The sequence below is a fragment of the Qipengyuania oceanensis genome (genome assembly GCF_009827535.1).
Taxonomy (GTDB): Bacteria; Pseudomonadota; Alphaproteobacteria; order Sphingomonadales; family Sphingomonadaceae; genus Qipengyuania_C; species Qipengyuania_C oceanensis.
Genome location: NZ_WTYN01000001.1, coordinates 1018181 through 1033397 on the forward strand (window position 1 = coordinate 1018181; position 15217 = coordinate 1033397).

At 66.1% G+C, this 15217-nt stretch carries 15 protein-coding genes and 1 tRNA gene; 5 read left to right on the forward strand and 11 right to left on the reverse strand.

Translation table 11 applies throughout. The features are described from left to right. Positions 1-122: 122 nt before the first annotated feature. Genes cobA through GRI48_RS04960 form a run of 5 tightly spaced genes read left to right on the forward strand, consistent with a single transcriptional unit; the run spans position 123 to position 4011 of the window. Complete coding sequence (gene cobA / locus GRI48_RS04940; RefSeq protein ID WP_160672248.1) at positions 123-881, forward strand: uroporphyrinogen-III C-methyltransferase; 759 nt, start codon at positions 123-125, stop codon at positions 879-881. Further along, positions 878-1177, forward strand: a complete 300-nt coding sequence (locus GRI48_RS04945) for a DUF2849 domain-containing protein (RefSeq protein WP_160672251.1) — start codon at positions 878-880, stop codon at positions 1175-1177. Before cobA ends, GRI48_RS04945 begins: the two co-directional genes overlap by 4 nt. Then, on the forward strand, positions 1177-2811 hold the full coding sequence (locus tag GRI48_RS04950) for a nitrite/sulfite reductase (protein ID WP_160672254.1): 1635 nt from the start codon (positions 1177-1179) through the stop codon (positions 2809-2811). Before GRI48_RS04945 ends, GRI48_RS04950 begins: the two co-directional genes overlap by 1 nt. Beyond that, positions 2804-3229, forward strand: coding sequence for a DUF934 domain-containing protein (locus tag GRI48_RS04955; protein WP_160672257.1), 426 nt, complete (start codon positions 2804-2806; stop codon positions 3227-3229). The genes GRI48_RS04950 and GRI48_RS04955 overlap by 8 nt, the downstream gene beginning before the upstream one ends. Next, complete coding sequence (locus GRI48_RS04960) at positions 3226-4011, forward strand: phosphoadenylyl-sulfate reductase (RefSeq protein WP_160672260.1); 786 nt, start codon at positions 3226-3228, stop codon at positions 4009-4011. The genes GRI48_RS04955 and GRI48_RS04960 overlap by 4 nt, the downstream gene beginning before the upstream one ends. Before the next feature lie 62 nt (positions 4012-4073). Here the strand turns inward: GRI48_RS04960 and GRI48_RS04965 are convergent, their stop codons facing one another. The 11 genes from GRI48_RS04965 to ftsZ form a co-directional block, all read right to left on the reverse strand. Next, complete coding sequence (locus GRI48_RS04965; protein ID WP_160672263.1) at positions 4074-4517, reverse strand: hypothetical protein; 444 nt, start codon at positions 4515-4517, stop codon at positions 4074-4076. A gap of 106 nt (positions 4518-4623) precedes the next feature. Beyond that, entirely contained in the window at positions 4624-5562 is a 939-nt protein-coding gene (locus GRI48_RS04970; protein ID WP_337190770.1) for an NAD-dependent epimerase/dehydratase family protein, read from the reverse strand. Continuing rightward, positions 5559-6692, reverse strand: a complete 1134-nt coding sequence (gene proB / locus GRI48_RS04975; RefSeq protein WP_160672269.1) for a glutamate 5-kinase — start codon at positions 6690-6692, stop codon at positions 5559-5561. Before proB ends, GRI48_RS04970 begins: the two co-directional genes overlap by 4 nt. Before the next feature lie 41 nt (positions 6693-6733). Continuing rightward, a complete protein-coding gene (gene cgtA / locus GRI48_RS04980; RefSeq protein WP_160672272.1) occupies positions 6734-7801 on the reverse strand; it encodes an Obg family GTPase CgtA in 1068 nt (355 codons plus the stop codon). 58 nt (positions 7802-7859) lie between these two features. Beyond that, positions 7860-7935, reverse strand: a tRNA-Ala gene (locus GRI48_RS04985). A gap of 87 nt (positions 7936-8022) precedes the next feature. Next, positions 8023-8991 carry a hypothetical protein gene (locus tag GRI48_RS04990; protein ID WP_202389182.1) on the reverse strand — a complete coding sequence of 323 codons (969 nt, stop codon included), beginning with the start codon at positions 8989-8991 and terminating at the stop codon, positions 8023-8025. A 168-nt stretch (positions 8992-9159) separates the two neighbouring features. Next, the gene (locus GRI48_RS04995; protein ID WP_160672278.1) at positions 9160-9909 is read right to left on the reverse strand and encodes a Bax inhibitor-1/YccA family protein; all 750 of its coding nucleotides are present in this window, start codon (positions 9907-9909) and stop codon (positions 9160-9162) included. A gap of 112 nt (positions 9910-10021) precedes the next feature. Beyond that, a complete protein-coding gene (locus GRI48_RS05000; RefSeq protein WP_160672281.1) occupies positions 10022-10834 on the reverse strand; it encodes a pyrroline-5-carboxylate reductase family protein in 813 nt (270 codons plus the stop codon). Positions 10835-10862: 28 nt separating this feature from the next. Then, entirely contained in the window at positions 10863-11369 is a 507-nt protein-coding gene (locus GRI48_RS05005; RefSeq protein ID WP_160672284.1) for a type III secretion system chaperone family protein, read from the reverse strand. Between the two features lie 140 nt (positions 11370-11509). Next, a complete protein-coding gene (locus GRI48_RS05010; RefSeq protein WP_160672287.1) occupies positions 11510-13312 on the reverse strand; it encodes a tetratricopeptide repeat protein in 1803 nt (600 codons plus the stop codon). A gap of 117 nt (positions 13313-13429) precedes the next feature. Next, the gene (gene ftsZ / locus GRI48_RS05015) at positions 13430-15160 is read right to left on the reverse strand and encodes a cell division protein FtsZ (protein ID WP_160672290.1); all 1731 of its coding nucleotides are present in this window, start codon (positions 15158-15160) and stop codon (positions 13430-13432) included. Positions 15161-15217 lie beyond the last annotated feature (57 nt).

Below are 15217 nucleotides of genomic sequence, written 5' to 3' on the forward strand. Positions count from 1 at the left end.
CGCGCCGGCAAGTACAAAGCTGAGCTTCCCGCTCTGGTAGCGTCGATTTCAAAATATCTGCTTACGCCCCGCGCACCCATTCTGGTTGGCGCAACCCGTTTGCCTTCGCCATCTGGCCTCCCATGGCAAAAAGCGGAACCATCTATCTTGTCGGCGCCGGGCCGGGCGATCCGGACCTGCTGACGCTGCGCGCAGCACGGCTCATCGAGCATGCGGAGCTGATCGTGCACGACGGGCTGGTCGACCGGGCGATCCTCGCCATGGCGCGGCCCGATGCCGAGCTTGTCTCGGTCGCCAAGAGCCGGGCACGGCACACCCTTCCCCAGGACGACATCTGCGCGCTGCTGGTACGCGAGGCGCTCGCCGGTCGCGACGTCGTGCGCCTCAAGGGCGGCGATCCGCTGGTCTTCGGTCGCGGAGGCGAGGAGGCCGAAGCCGCCCACGCCGCCGGAATCCGGGTCGAAATCGTCCCCGGCATATCCGCAGCCAACGGCGCTGCGGCAGCAGCACAAATCGCGCTCACCCACCGCGACGCGGCAAGCGTGGTCAGCTTCGTCGCCGGCCAATGCAAGGGGCTGGCGGAGCAGGATTGGGCCGGCCTTGCCGGCAAGGGCCGCACCCTCGTCATCTACATGGGCGTAAAGACCGCGCCGCAGATCGCCGAAAAGCTCATGGCGGATGGCCTTGCCCCCGACATGCCGCTCGCCGTGATCGAGAACGCCTGCCGTCCCGACATGCGGGTGCTGCGCGGGCCGCTCGCCGCCCTGCCCGACGTCGTCGAAGCGGAGGCCGTGAAAAGCCCGGCACTGATCGTGATCGGCGAGGTCACGGCACGCGACACGGTCGCACTGGCACAGCTCGCGCAGGAGGTCGCGCAATGAAGATCGTCACCGGCAACGACCTGAAGTCGGGCGCCGTCACCTGGTGGACCGGCGTCGACTGGTCGATCCACATCGAAGACGCGGTCGACGCGGGCGAACAGGCGGAAGCCATCGCCAAGCGCGAGGAGGCCGCGCGCCGCGTCAACGCACCCTATGTGATCGATGGCGAGAAGGATGCCGACGGCACCCCTCGCCCGACGCACATCAAGGACCGCATCCGAGCGCTGGGACCGACCGTGCGCCCCGATCTCACCCTCAAGCCCGCCGATCCCGACCACCGCGACTGGGTAATCTGATGTATCTCTACGACCAATACGACCAGGAAATGGTCGACACGCGCGTCGCGGAATTCCGCGACCAGTGCCGCCGCCGCCTCGAAGGCAAGCTGACCGAAGACCAGTTCAAGCCGCTTCGGCTGATGAACGGCCTCTATCTGCAGCTGCACGCCTACATGCTGCGCGTGGCAGTGCCCTACGGCACGCTCAATTCCGCGCAGATGCATGCGCTGGCCGACATTGCAGACAAGTACGATCGCGGCTACGGCCACTTCACCACCAGGCAGAATATCCAGTACAACTGGATCAAGCTGGAGGAAGCGCCCGACCTGCTCGCGGACCTGGCGAAGGTCGAGATGCATGCGATCCAGACGAGCGGCAATTGCATCCGCAACATCAGTTCCGATCATTTCGCCGGCGCAGCGGCAGACGAGCTGGTCGATCCGCGCCCCTATGCCGAGCTGATGCGCCAGTGGTCGAGCTTCCATCCCGAATTCAGCTATCTGCCGCGCAAGTTCAAGATCGCGGTGATCGCCAGCGACACCGATCGCGCAGCCATGCGGTTGCACGATATCGGCATCCAGATCGTCAGGAATGATGCGGGCGAGCTTGGCGCTGCCTTCTACGTGGGTGGCGGCATGGGCCGGACCCCGATGATCGCGCCTTGCATCAACGAGTTCGTGCCGCTCGATCGGCTGATCACCTATGCCGAGGCGTGCTTGCGCGTCTACAATCGCTACGGAAGGCGCGACAACAAGTACAAGGCACGGATCAAGATCCTCGTCCACGAACTGGGCAAGGACGAATACACGCGCCAGGTCGAGGAAGAGTACCAGCACCTGCTCGATGCCGGTGTAGAACCGCCTTTCGCCGAGCTGGAGCGGATCCGCACCTTCTTCGAAGACCCGGCTTTCGAAGCCGATGCACCCGCGGACATCGACCGCTCGGACCCCGATTTCGCCTTGTGGGTCGATCGCAACACGCATCCGCACAAGGCGCCGGGCTATGTCAGCGCGGTCATCTCGCTCAAGCCCGTCGGCGGCATTCCGGGCGATGCCAGCACCGAGCAGATGCACCTGATGGCGGAGCTCGCAAAGGAATACAGCTTCGACGAATGCCGCGTGATGCACACGCAGAATATCGTCCTGCCGCACGTGAGGATTGCCGATCTCCACGCCCTGTGGACCAGGCTGGAGGCGGCGGGCCTGGGAACGCCCAATCTCGACCAGGTCGGCGACATCATCGCCTGCCCGGGTCTCGATTATTGCAGCCTCGCCAATGCGCGCAGCATTCCCGTGGCGCAGAAGATTTCCGAACGCTTCGAGGCCAATGGCAAGGGCGATGCGCTCGGCCAGCTAAAGCTCAAGATTTCCGGCTGCATCAATGCCTGCGGGCATCACCACGCGGGCCACATCGGGATCCTCGGCGTCGACAAGAAAGGCGTCGAGAACTACCAGCTGCTGCTCGGCGGCAGCGAGGCCGAAGACGTGAGCCTCGGCAAGATCACCGGCCCGGGTTTCTCCGAGGACGGCATCGTCGACGCGGTCGAAACCGCCGCCGACGTCTACCTGCGCGAACGCCAGGATGGCGAACGCTTCCTCGACACTTACCGACGCATCGGCATGGAGCCGTTCAAGGAGGCGCTTTATGGCTGATATCCTGCGTTATCGCGACGACGAGCCGGTCGATCACCCGGCAGTGACCGTAGACAGCTTCGTCGGACAGACCAATGCCAGCGCGGTCCGCATCGAACCGGGCGACGATGCGCGCGAACTGATTGCGCATCTCGATCGGATCCAGCTGGTCGAGGTCAATTTTCCGGCATTCGGCGACGGCCGCGGCTACTCCTCCGCCCGCATCCTGCGCGAGGCCGGTTACGAAGGCGAATTGCGGGCGGTGGGCGACGTGCTCGTCGACCAGGTCGCCTATATGCGCCGCTGCGGCTTCGACGCTTTCGAACCGGACCAGCCGCTCGACAAGGCCGATGTCGAGGCCGCGCTCGACCGCTGGCCCGAAGTCTACCAGCAGGCCGCCGATTCGCGCGTGCCCATCTGGAACAAGAGGCACGCATGAACCAGATGCGCGCCATCGACCGGATCGACACCTCCCCGCGGTTCACGGACCACGACGCGATCCGTCTCAACCGGATGTTTCGCGGCAGCGAGACGGAAGAATGGCTGCGCGCGGTGATCGAGGGCAATCTGGCGGGCGACACCGCAGCCGTTTCGAGCTTCGGCGCGGAAAGCGCGGTGCTGCTGCACCTGATCGCGCAGATCGATCCGGCGACCCCTGTCCTCTTCCTCGAAACCGGCAAGCATTTCGCCGAAACGCTTGCCTATCGCGATGCGCTGGTCGAGCAGCTGGGGCTGACCAATCTCGTCAACCTGCATCCCGACCTCGAAGAGTTGCAGGCCAAGGACGAGACAGGGCTGCGCTGGTCTTACGATCCCGACGGCTGCTGCGAAATCCGCAAGGTCAAGCCGCTGGCCAAGGCGCTGGCTAATTACGATGCGAGCTTCACCGGTCGCAAGGCATTCCAGGCGGCAACGCGCGCCAACCTGCCGCGTTTCGAAATCGATACTTCCGACGACCAGGGGCGGCTGAAGATCAATCCGCTGATCGACTGGAGCGCCGAGGACATCGATGCCTATTTCGAAAAGCACGGCCTGCCGCGTCACCCGCTGATCGCGCAAGGCTATCCGTCGATCGGATGCTCGCCCTGCACGAGCAAGGTCGCGGCGGGGGAAGACCCGCGCTCCGGCCGCTGGAAGGGCTGGGACAAGACCGAATGCGGGATCCATACCCCGGGCGAGGAAGAGACCGACCTGCCCCCGGGCTACGAACCGTTCCTCTGAGCCGATAACGGAAAAGGGCACCGGGGCGCGAACCCCGATGCCCTTTCGCATGCGTGGCTGATTTACTCTGCCGCGGCAGGTTCTGCGGCGGGTGCCGCAGCATCCGCACGGGCTACGGTGACTGTCTCGCCCTTGGTGTTGGTCGAAGTCCAGACGCCGGCTTCATCGATGCCTTCGGTGCTGCACTCCATCTCGTCGCTATCGCCCTCTTCGCGGAACTGCTCGTCCTTGACCGAGCAGTATTGCTCGGGAGAACGCTGCTCCCACCTGCCGCTCTCGACCTGACCGTCGGGACCGGTCGATGTATAGGTTCCGTCGGGCGAGAGTACTTCGGTGTACTCGCTGCCATCGGCCAGAGTGATCTTGTAGGTCCCTACGGGCGACTGTCCGTCGGCGGCCATGACTTCGGTTTCCGCGACGGCTTCTTCGGTCGGCTCCGGCGCAGGCTCTGCCTGCGAACAGGCAGTAACAATCGCCAGCGTGGCGACAGCAATGATTTTCTTCATGATTTCCCCTTCACGGTATCGAGGGCAACGACCGTTCGCCGCGTGCCCGACTCGCGAACCCGGGGGGACAGTATTCGTGAAGCGTGGATTCACCAAATCGGCGGTGTCAGAGCCAACCTTGCTCGCGGTACCAGCGCGCCGTCGCAGCGAGGCCCTGTTCGCCGGAAATGCGCGGGGTCCAGACGGTTTCGGGCACGTCGCGGTCGAAGCGAGAGACCCAGTTGGGATGGACCATGTAGCCTACCCGGTCCTCGGTCAGCTTGGCCTTGTCGCCGCGAAATTTCCGGTCGAGCGCGGCGGCCTTGTAGAGCCAGCGTTCGGGGATGTGCGGTGCGAACACCGGCCGGCGAACCGCCTTGCCGATGGCCCGGGCCAGTTCCTTGTGCGCCCAGCCGCCCTCGCGCCCGTCGTCGGGTTCGAAAAGGCGCCGCCGTATGGTGTCCCCAGATTGCGAAGAGGCAGGACCGGCCAGGCAGACGAGGAGTTCCGCCAGGTCGTCCGCGTGGATGATCGACGTCGCGCCTCCCGGCGGCAGCGGTACGAAACCCCACTTCGCGCCGCGAAACAGTTCGAACATCTCGGTGTCGCGTGGGCCGTAGACAGCGGGTGGCCGCACGATGGTCCAGTCAAGCCCGCTTGCCTGCACGACTTCCTCCGCCTTCGCCTTGGAAGCGCCGTAGCGCGACAGTTCCGGCTTGCGGGCCGAAAGCGAGGATACCAGCACCAGTCGCTTCACGCCCGCCGCCTTGCACGCCGCGACGACATTGCGCGTGCCGTCCACGTTGACGGTATCGAACTGGGCCGGATCGGGCGTGTTGGTCAGCCCGGCGATGTGGATCACGCAGGCAGCGCCATCGATCAAGCGGGCGAGCGCATCACGATTGGCCAGGTCGCCCTGGACCCACTCGATGCCGGTCCGCCGATCATCGGGGATTCGCCGGGCCAGCGCCCGCGCCTCCAGTCCCTGCCGCTCGATCGCATCGCACACCGCCTGCCCGACGAAGCCGGTTCCGCCGGTGAAAGCGATAATTCCCGGCGCGGTCACAGCATGACCAGATGGTCGCGGTGGATCACCGCCGCCCGCGGGGCGTAGCCGAGAATCGTACGCAATTCGATGCCGCTGCGGCCCTTGATCACCTCGACCTCGTGCCATTCGTATTCGACCACGCCCTTGGCGATCATCCGACCGTCCGGCGCGTGGACGGGAATGACGTCGCCGCGTTCGAACTTGCCCTCGACCCCCGTGATCCCGGCGGCGAGCAGGCTCTTGTTCTCGCGCAGGGCATCGACGCACCCCTGGTCGACCGTGATCGATCCCGCAAAGCGCAAGCGCCCGCCGATCCATGCCTTGCGGGCGCTGTCGCCGCGCTTGGGCAAGAACAGCGTCGCGCTGTTGGCAGCCAGCGCGCGGCTCATCGGCACGTCCTCCGAGCCGTTCATGATGGCGAGCGCAATTCCCGCACGTTCGGCGATTTCGGCGGCGAGCAGCTTGGAGGTCATGCCGCCGGTCCCCACGCTCGATCCGCTTTCGGCGGAAGCCATGGCATGGATCTCGTCGGTCACGCCGCGCACCTGCGACAGGCGCTCGGCCCCCGGTTCGTTGGGATGGCGATCGTAGAGGCCGTCGACATCGGTCAACAGGATCACACCATCGGCAGTGCACGCCTGCGCGACGCGTGCCGCCAGCCGGTCGTTGTCGCCGAAGCGGATCTCGCTGACCGCGATCGTGTCGTTCTCGTTGACGACCGGGACGACCCCTTCAGACAACAGCCTGTCGAAAGTCGCCGAAGCATTGAGATAGCGCCGGCGGGATTCGAAATCGTCCAGCGTCAGCAGCATCTGCGCGGCGAGCAGGTCCTGCTCCGCCAGCAGGTCCGACCAGGCGCTGGCCAGGGCGATCTGCCCGACCGCGGCGCACGCCTGCGCTTCGGACAATGTGCTGCGTCCGCCGCCTTCGATGCCCATCTTCGCCGCACCCAGCGCGATCGCGCCCGAACTCACGATCACGACCTCCTGCCCGCGGTCGCGCGCAGTCTTGACCTCAAGAACGACCGTGCGCAGCCATTCGGTGCGCAACCGCCCCTCGCCATCGACCAGCAGGTTGCTGCCGATCTTGATGACGAGCCTCTTGCAGGTGTCGGGCGAGCGGAAGTCCAGAAGGGTTTCGATTGCCATGGGTGTGGCAGTTAGCCGTTGCAGGCCCGCTTTTGAAGGGTTCAGTCGAGGGGCGACCAGTCCGCCTCGGTTTCGCTGTCCTCGACTTCGGCGCCATGCGTTTCGGTGGAGGTCTTTTCCGGCAGGTAGCCGAGCACTGCATCGAGCAGCGGCTCGATCCCTTCGCCGGTCGCGCCGGAGATCGCGAAGACTTCGTCCGCACCCGCAGCGAGCAATTCGTCCGCGAAACCGGCCGCAAGCTCCTCGTCGGCAAGGTCGAGCTTGTTCAGCGCGACGAGCCGCGGCTTGTCCGAAAGACCCGCGCCATAGGCTTCGAGCTCGCCCTCGACGACCCGCATCGCTTCCACCGGATCGGCATCGCCGGTCCCGGAAATGTCGATCAAATGGATCAGCACCCGGCAGCGTTCGATATGGCCGAGGAAACGGTCGCCGATACCCGCGCCGTCGGCCGCGCCCTCGATCAACCCGGGAATGTCGGCCAGGACGAATTCGCGTCCCTTGTGCCGTACCACGCCCAGCTTGGGGATCAGCGTCGTGAACGCGTAGTCGCCGACCTTGGCCCGCGTGTTGGTGATCTGGTTGATGAAGGTCGACTTGCCCGCATTGGGTAGGCCGAGCAGGCCTACGTCCGCCAGCAGCTTCAGCCGCAGCCAGACCCACATTTCCTCGCCTGCTTCGCCCGGCTGGTGCTGGCGCGGGGCACGGTTGGTCGAGGACTTGTAGCTGGCGTTGCCGCGCCCGCCCATGCCGCCTTCGAGGAACACGATCCGCTGGCCGACCTCGGTGAAATCGGCGAGAACGTCTTCCTTGTCCTCGGACAGGATCTGCGTTCCCACGGGGACCTTGATCACCAGGTCGGGCGCACCCGCGCCCGTCTGGTCCCGGCCCTGGCCGTGATTGCCGCGCTTGGCCTTGAAATGCTGCGAATAGCGGAAATCGATGAGCGTATTGAGGCCCGCCACGGCTTCGATGACAATGTCGCCGCCCTTGCCGCCGTTACCGCCGTCGGGTCCGCCGTATTCGACGTACTTCTCGCGCCGGAAGCTGACGGCGCCGGGGCCGCCCGCGCCGGACTTGAGGAAGATCTTGGCTTGGTCGAGAAAATGCATGGGCGCCAGATAGGCATTCGCGCGCCGAAGCGCCAGCGGTGCGTGGTGATTGGCGCGATGGTGGAGCCGAGCGGGATCGAACCGCTGACCTCGTCATTGCGAACGACGCGCTCTCCCAACTGAGCTACGGCCCCGTTCCATCGTCAGGCGCGGCCCCTCGCGAGCCAGCGCGGATGCGCGCTTTAGCGAAGGCCCGTGGGCCTGCAAAGGACAAAGTGCAGCTACTGAGGATCCGGGCCTGCAGTCGGGCCGTAGGCCGCGCCGGTTTCGGGCTGCGGGGCAGTCGGATCGACCGTGCGCACGATCGGCCCGCTGACCGGTGCCTGCCCGGCGCTGGACGCGGCGGACTGCTGCACGCCGGTATTGACCACCGTCCCGGTCGCCGTCGACGGCGCGACAGGCACACTCACCACCGGTTGCGCGCCCGCGATCGGCTGGGTCGCTGGCATGGTCCCGACGGTCGTCGTTCCTGCCGGAATGTTGACGGCCGGGTCGAGCGGATTGACGTACCCGGTCGCGGTGGTGGTCACCACGGGCGGACCGTAACGTGAATCCCAAGCCGCGAGATCGACGCGGTACTGCTCGTAGGCGCGGAAGAAATTCTCGAACACGCCCTCGATACGCGGCAGCGCGATCGCCGAGAAACTGTCGAGATTACCCTTCTCGACCGCGAGAAGCTCGGTGCTGACGCTCAGGGCCACGTCGCAGAACGCATCCTGCGCGGGCGGCAGGGCGAAATAGTTGTAGACCTGCGTCATGTAGGAATCCTGCACGTCGCGGTAGGTCGCACCGTACTTCTGGCGGAACTCGCTCGCCAGCGCCCGATTGGCTGCCGACAGGGCGCTCGCATGGTTATCGAGCAAAGCCTTGTAGTTCGGCAGGATGGCGGCGTGCTGCGGGTCGAGGCAGTTGAGCGCCGCGACATTGAGCGCGCTGCGCAGGTTCCAGGTCATCTGGGCAGGCGTCAGATTGGCGTTGACCGTCTGGCGGACCCCGTCGAACCCGACGCGCGGTATGACCATCGTGCCGACTGCGCCCATCGGCGGCAGCGGACGCGGCGGGATCACGACCGGCGGGGGAGGAGGCGGCGGCGGAGGCGGAGGCGGAGGCGGCGGGGTTGCGCAGGCTGCGAGCGCAGCGACCGCCCCGGTTACCGCAGCGAAGCGAAAATGCTGCCGTGTGAATTTCATGTCGCGCCCCTGTTCTCTCTCATCTTTCGATCATCCACCAGAGAGCCTTTCTCTGGGATGAAGCATCCCGTTCCTAGCAGCGGCGCAGACAAAGAAAATGCCCGGAACGTCGGGGACGCTCCGGGCACGATAAGGTGAGTCTTTTGTGCGACTATTCGCGTGTTCGGGTTACTCCCGGCTGCCCATGAAGCGCAGCAGGAAGAGGAACATGTTGATGAAGTCGAGGTACAGGGTCAGCGCGCCCATGATGATGGACTTGCCGGCCCACTGGGTGCCCTGCACTGCCATGTACTCGCGCTTCAGGCGCTGCGTATCGTAAGCGGTGAGGCCTGCGAAGATCAGCACGCCGATGAAGCTGATCGCCAGGTCCAGGCCCGACGACTGCAGGAACATGTTGATCACCATCGCGATCAGCAGGCCGATCACGCCCATCACCAGGAAGGTGCCCATGGCGGACAGGTCTTTCTTGGTGGTGTAGCCGAACAGGCTCAGGCCAGCGAAAGCGCCCGCCGTGGCGAAGAATGTCGCCGCGATCGAGGAGCCGGTGTAGACGAGGAAGATCGTCGATAGCGACAGGCCCATGAGCACCGCGAAGGCCCAGAACATGATCTGGAGAGTGCCGGTGCTGAAGCGGTTTGCGCCGAAGCTCATCGCGAAGACGATGGCCAGCGGCGACAAGGCCACCAGCCACATCAGCGGACCGCTGGCAAAGCTCGCCGCGAGGCCCGATTGCGCGGTCAGCAACGCGACCACGCCGGTCAGCAGCACGCCGGACGTCATGTAATTGTAGATCGAGAGCATGTGCTTGCGCAGCCCTGCGTCGAACGTGACGCGGCCGGCAGCATCACCCGTGCGGGGCACGGAAGCCGAGCCGAAACCCTGCCGCTCCGTGCGCTGGGGTTCGTTCCAATTGGCCATGTTAGGTCAACTCCTGTTGCCGGCCTCCGAAAGCGGGGCCGATACAGGTGGCAATATCGGGAGAAACCCACGCGGTTTCAAGCTAAACCGGACTCAGTTGCGCCGATTGCAATTAACCGTCTTTCGAGGATTTCCCCGCCATTTCCACGCTGCGATCGCGGGCTGCCTGCAAACACTCGCGCATCAGAGTGCGCATCGCATCGCCATCGTCGAGCACGTCGAGGCCCGCCTGGGTCGTACCGCCGGGGCTCGCCACGCGCCGCGCCAGCTCGCCGGGCGAAGCCTTGGCACCCGCCGCCAGCCGCGCCGCGCCTTCGACCATCTGCACCGCCATCCGCTCCGCCTGTCCGGGATCGAGGCCCACGTCCGCTCCGGCCCGGGCGAGCGTCTCGATGAAGCGATAGACGTAACCCGGACCCGATCCGGCCAGCGCCGTGAACGGGTGAAACAGCTCCTCGCTCTCGAGCCATTCGGCACTGCCCAGCCGGTCCACGAGCCGGGTGATGCCAGCGCGCGTCTCATCGTCGAGATCGTCGGACCACAGCCCGCAGGGCGAGGCACCGATCGCGGCGGCCAGGTTGGGCATCAGCCTCACGAAAGCCCCGGCGCGCGGGAAGTGCTCGCGCAGCGTCGAAACCGGCGCTCCGGCCAGCATCGACATTAGCACCGTTTCGGGACCGACGACGTGTTCGACCGTGGGCGCGACGGCGTCGAGCAATTGCGGCTTCACGCCGAACATCACGAGGTCGAATTCGCCCTGTGCCGGTGCCTCGGGCAACAGGGTCACGCCGTCGGGTGCGCTCTCGCGGCCCGGATCGATCGCGCTGAAACGGCCAGGTTCCAGCCCGCTCGCCAGCCAGCCGTCGAGGATCGCTCCGGCCATGTTGCCGAGCCCCACGAACAGGATCGCGTCGATGGTCTTCATAGTTCCGCCTCTGTTGTCGAGGCGCGGGTTAGGCTTCGCCCGCCGCATCCACAAGGGCACTGTCGAGCGCCGCGCGAGGAGCCTTGTCGCCCCACATCACGAACTGGAATGCCGGGTAGAACCGATCGCATTCGTCGAGCGCCGTTTCCACCAGGGCCTGCGCCTGCGCGATGCTGAGCAGGCCATCGTCGCCCAGAATGGTCGCATTGCGGTACAGCAGGACGCTGCCATTCGACCAGATGTCGAAATGGCCGAGCCACAGCTGCTCGTTGACCAGCGAGAGCAATTCGTAGGCAGGTTTGCGCTTGGCTTCGGGCACGCGGATGTCGGGCAGGCAGATAACCTGCAGCACGTTGTCCTCGGTCCGCCAGATGCAGCGCAGCTGATATTTCGCCCAGCTACCCTGGATCTCGCCGAACACTTCCTCGTCCGATTCGCGCGTGAAACTCCACCCGCGCGCCTCGAACAGTGCCGCCAGCATGTCGAGCGGAGCCGCGTCGTCTCCAGGTGTGTAGGTATCTTCAGCGGCCCGCATTTTCTTTTCCCGTCACGTCCATCGAAATGGTGGATGCATCGTTAACCGGGCCGCTGGCAACGCACGGCCTCGATGCCGCTGTTGAGAAGTGACCTGCGCTGTTCAAACCCTGTGCAAAACGCCCCGGACGGCGCGTGTACTCACTTGAGTTCGGCAATCGCCTGACCTTCGGGGCTGGTGTAGGAGAAGGTCGAAATACCCTTTTCGTTCAGAGCCTTGATTGCCGCGCGTGCAGCGGCTTCGCTGGCATAGGGCCCGGCGAGCAGGCGATTCGCCTGGCCCCAGGTGACGGTGTGCGGCGTGAACTTGCCGAGCTCGTCCGGAGCCTGGCGCGCGAGCCGCCGCCAGTCGAACTTGAGCGCCGAGAGGTCCTTGCCGGTCGCAACCTGCACCCAGATCCGGCTCGGCTCGCTGGGCGGCGGCGGCGCGACGACCTCGCGCTTGGGCTTGATCGTGGTAATGTCCACCGCACCCTGCCCCGGGCGTGCCTGCGGTTGCGCAACGGTATCGAGGCCCGAAAACGCGATCGAGACGCTCGGTTTCGCGGTTTCGGGTTGCGGCCGGTTCGCGGCGGGAATGGCGGGCTGAGAAACGGGCGTCGCGGGCGCGACCGATTGTTGCGAGATGACCCGGTCGAGCTGCGTCGCCGACGGCGATGTCTGGACGGCTGGACCGGGCACGGGCGCGGCGGGCCGATCCGCCGGAACTGCGACCCGGCCGATCAGCGTGCTCGCCGGCTTGGGCTCGGCGATGGCGGCAGGACCGGCAGCAGGCGGAGACAGCGGCGGGCCGACCGGCGGCAATTCGGCGGATGGGTCGGGCCTGACCTGCGCGGTGCTCGCCGGGCTCGCCATCGGTGGCTGTGCGCTTGGCGTGCTGGCGGGTGCAGGCGCCGCGATCGGCGTGAAAGTGGGTGCGGTGGCCGGGCGATCGACCGGCGCAGGTGTGGCGGGCGTAGCCGTGCGCCGGGAGCGGGACTGTCGCTTTGCAGGAGCAGGCGCGGCGGTCGAGGCAACCCTTTGCGGAGCCGCGGCCGGAGCGGTCGGGCGCGCCGCGGGCGTGGCGGGCCGGTCGAGCGCAGGGCCTTGCGGCGTGAGGCTGGCATCGGCCTGTCGCCCGGGGCTCGTCGACGCCGCGCCGGCGGTGCGCGAGTAACGCATCAGGCGGGGATCGTCCTGGCCGATAAGACCGGCCTGCGGAAAACGTCCGAGATTGGCCGCGGCAGCCTGTTGCGATTTGGTCAGCTGCGGCATGAACTTGAAATAGGGTTCGAGCTGGCGGGCCATCGCCTGTGGCATGACCGCATCGACGATCTGCTGCGCCTGGTCGGGCTTGCCGAGAATCGCCAGGCCGAAGGCACGCGCGCGATAGGCACCGAGATCGCGCCGTTGCAGCAGCGGCAGCAAGGTCTTCTCGAAGCCCGCGGCATCTCCGCCGATCGCCTGGCTGATGGCCAGCCGCCGGGTGATGTCGTCGTTCGCTCCGCGCGCGAGAAGCTTGCGATATTCCTCCTGCGCGTGGGCGTTGTCGCCGACTAGGTCGTAGGCCAGCCCGCGATCGCCCGCGAGGGTATCCGAGGACACGCCGGCACGCTCCGCCTCGGCGAAGAGACGCAACGCCTCGACCGGCCTTTCCGATCGCATGAACCCGGCCGCCATGCCCAGCTTGGCGCGCGGATTGCCCGGCGAGAGTTCGTCGGCACGTCCGAAGAAGCCGATCGCTGCGTCGATGTCCCCGACCTGTAGCGACGCGTTGCCCGCTTCCAGCAGTGCCTCGACGCTCTGCGGGTTGGCCGCGAGGCGCTGGAGAGCGCGATTGAGATCGCCGACATTGCTCGAGCCCGTCGGTTGCACCACAGCGCTCGCCTGTGCCCACGCGTTTGCAGGCATGACGAGAGCGGCACCGGAAAGGGCGGCGGCAGACAGGAAAAACGCGTTACGCATCGTGAGGCATCTAGTTGCTCTGGCGGGCGTTCGCCACGGACGGCGAGACGCTCCGTTCACCAGGCTAGACGAGCGAAGCTGGCTGCCAGATTTACTGCCGCCTCGAGCCGCCCGACCCTACTGGTTGTTCTGCCGTCCGAGGAAACGCGGGATGGACAACGACGAACTGCTGTCGTCATCGTCATCATCCTCGTCGTCGCTTGGTGTCGAGCCGCGCGAAAGGTTGGCCATCCGTTCGAACAGCGTGCTGCCCTGTCCTGAACTGCCCGCCGGGGGACCGCCGGCACCCGCTGCCGGGCCCTCGCCGCCGCCAACTGCGCCCGAGCCACCGCCCAGGATGCCGCGGCGCCGTCCGGGCTGCTTGCTCTGGAGCAGGCCGTCGCTTTCGTCCATCTCGTCGGAGCCGAGCAGCAGTTCGTCGGAACCGCCGTCGGCGTCGGCAATCTGGCCCATGCCGTCGAGATCGAGCGTGTCGCGCTCGCCGCCCGGCTCACCGTTACCGAAGCCCGGAGCGGCGACGCCGCTCGCATGGCCGCTGTCATCGGCAGGGGGCGAAAGGCGGTCGGACTCGTCGAATTCTTCATCCGCATGGTTGCGCAGACCGGCCAGCGGATCGACGATATCGTCGACGTCGTCGAATTCGTCGCCTTCGTCGGTATAGTCCTCGGCAGAGCCCAGACCGAACGATCCACGTTCATTGTCGGCAAGCACGTCGCGACCCTCACCGTCACCCGCCCCGGCCTCCGCAGCGGCGCCCAGTTCCAGCGGTTCGTCGTCCGCGACCGTTTCCTGCTCCATCGAGAGGTCGAGCGCGGGGCGCTTGGGCACGCGGCCGCCGCTCAGCGTGAACGGACGCGCCGTCGCTTCGCCGGGGACGGCGGTGTGATCGATGCCGGTAGCCACGACCGAAACGCGGATCTTGCCCTCGAGGTCGGGATTGAATGCCGAGCCCCAGATAATGTTGGCATCGTCGTCGACCAGTTCACGGATGTGATTGGCGGCTTCGTCGACTTCGAGCAGGCGCATGTCCTCGCCGCCGATGATCGAGATGATGACGCCCTTGGCGCCGGCCATGCTGACACCGTCGAGCAGGGGATTGGCGATGGCCTGTTCGGCCGCCTGCAGCGCGCGGCTTTCGCCTTCCGCCTCGCCGGTGCCCATCATTGCCTTGCCCATCTCGCTCATCACCGAACGCACGTCGGCGAAATCGAGGTTGATGAGGCCCGGCATCACCATCAGGTCGGTGATCGAGCGGACGCCCTGCTGCAGCACCTCGTCGGCGAGCATGAAGGCTTCCTTGAACGTCGTTTCCGCCTTGGCGACGAGGAACAGGTTCTGGTTGGGAATGACGATCAGCGTATCGACGTGCTTCTGCAGTTCCTCGATGCCCGATTCCGCGGCCTTCATCCGGCGGGTACCTTCGAACAGGAACGGCTTGGTCACCACGCCGACGGTCAGAACGCCCATCCGGCGCGCGGCCTCGGCGATGACCGGTGCGGCGCCCGTGCCCGTGCCGCCGCCCATGCCTGCCGCGATGAAGCACATGTTGACGCCTTCGAGCGCCTTTTCGAGTTCCGCGACGGTTTCTTCCGCGGCAGCCTTGCCGACTTCGGGGCGTGCGCCAGCGCCAAGCCCGCCGGTGATGTCAGGGCCGAGCTGGATGCGCGCATCGGTCGCCGAATTGGACAGCGCCTGCGCATCGGTGTTGGCGACGAGGAACTCGACGCCCTCGATGCCGGCGTCGATCATGTTGGCGATGGCATTGCCGCCCGCGCCGCCGACACCGATCACGGTGATGCGGGGCTTCAGCTCGTCGTCGCTCTCAGCGGGGCCGATATTGATGCTCATTGGGTAATCCTTTGCGGAGCCTGGGGCACGGAATGCACGTGCTGCTTAACTTGGCAC

Excerpts from the sequence above, each read along its gene's own strand:
- GRI48_RS04965 (WP_160672263.1), bottom strand. The coding sequence starts at position 4,517 with ATGAAGAAAATCATTGCTGTCGCCACGCTGGCGATTGTTACTGCCTGT.
- GRI48_RS04950 (WP_160672254.1), top strand. The coding sequence starts at position 1,177 with ATGTATCTCTACGACCAATACGACCAGGAAATGGTCGACACGCGCGTC.
- GRI48_RS04995 (WP_160672278.1), bottom strand. The coding sequence starts at position 9,909 with ATGGCCAATTGGAACGAACCCCAGCGCACGGAGCGGCAGGGTTTCGGC.
- GRI48_RS05010 (WP_160672287.1), bottom strand. The coding sequence starts at position 13,312 with ATGCGTAACGCGTTTTTCCTGTCTGCCGCCGCCCTTTCCGGTGCCGCT.
- GRI48_RS04990 (WP_202389182.1), bottom strand. The coding sequence starts at position 8,991 with ATGAAATTCACACGGCAGCATTTTCGCTTCGCTGCGGTAACCGGGGCG.
- cobA (WP_160672248.1), top strand. The coding sequence starts at position 123 with ATGGCAAAAAGCGGAACCATCTATCTTGTCGGCGCCGGGCCGGGCGAT.
- proB (WP_160672269.1), bottom strand. The coding sequence starts at position 6,692 with ATGGCAATCGAAACCCTTCTGGACTTCCGCTCGCCCGACACCTGCAAG.
- GRI48_RS04960 (WP_160672260.1), top strand. The coding sequence starts at position 3,226 with ATGAACCAGATGCGCGCCATCGACCGGATCGACACCTCCCCGCGGTTC.
- GRI48_RS04945 (WP_160672251.1), top strand. The coding sequence starts at position 878 with ATGAAGATCGTCACCGGCAACGACCTGAAGTCGGGCGCCGTCACCTGG.
- GRI48_RS04955 (WP_160672257.1), top strand. The coding sequence starts at position 2,804 with ATGGCTGATATCCTGCGTTATCGCGACGACGAGCCGGTCGATCACCCG.
- GRI48_RS05005 (WP_160672284.1), bottom strand. The coding sequence starts at position 11,369 with ATGCGGGCCGCTGAAGATACCTACACACCTGGAGACGACGCGGCTCCG.
- ftsZ (WP_160672290.1), bottom strand. The coding sequence starts at position 15,160 with ATGAGCATCAATATCGGCCCCGCTGAGAGCGACGACGAGCTGAAGCCC.
- GRI48_RS05000 (WP_160672281.1), bottom strand. The coding sequence starts at position 10,834 with ATGAAGACCATCGACGCGATCCTGTTCGTGGGGCTCGGCAACATGGCC.
- cgtA (WP_160672272.1), bottom strand. The coding sequence starts at position 7,801 with ATGCATTTTCTCGACCAAGCCAAGATCTTCCTCAAGTCCGGCGCGGGC.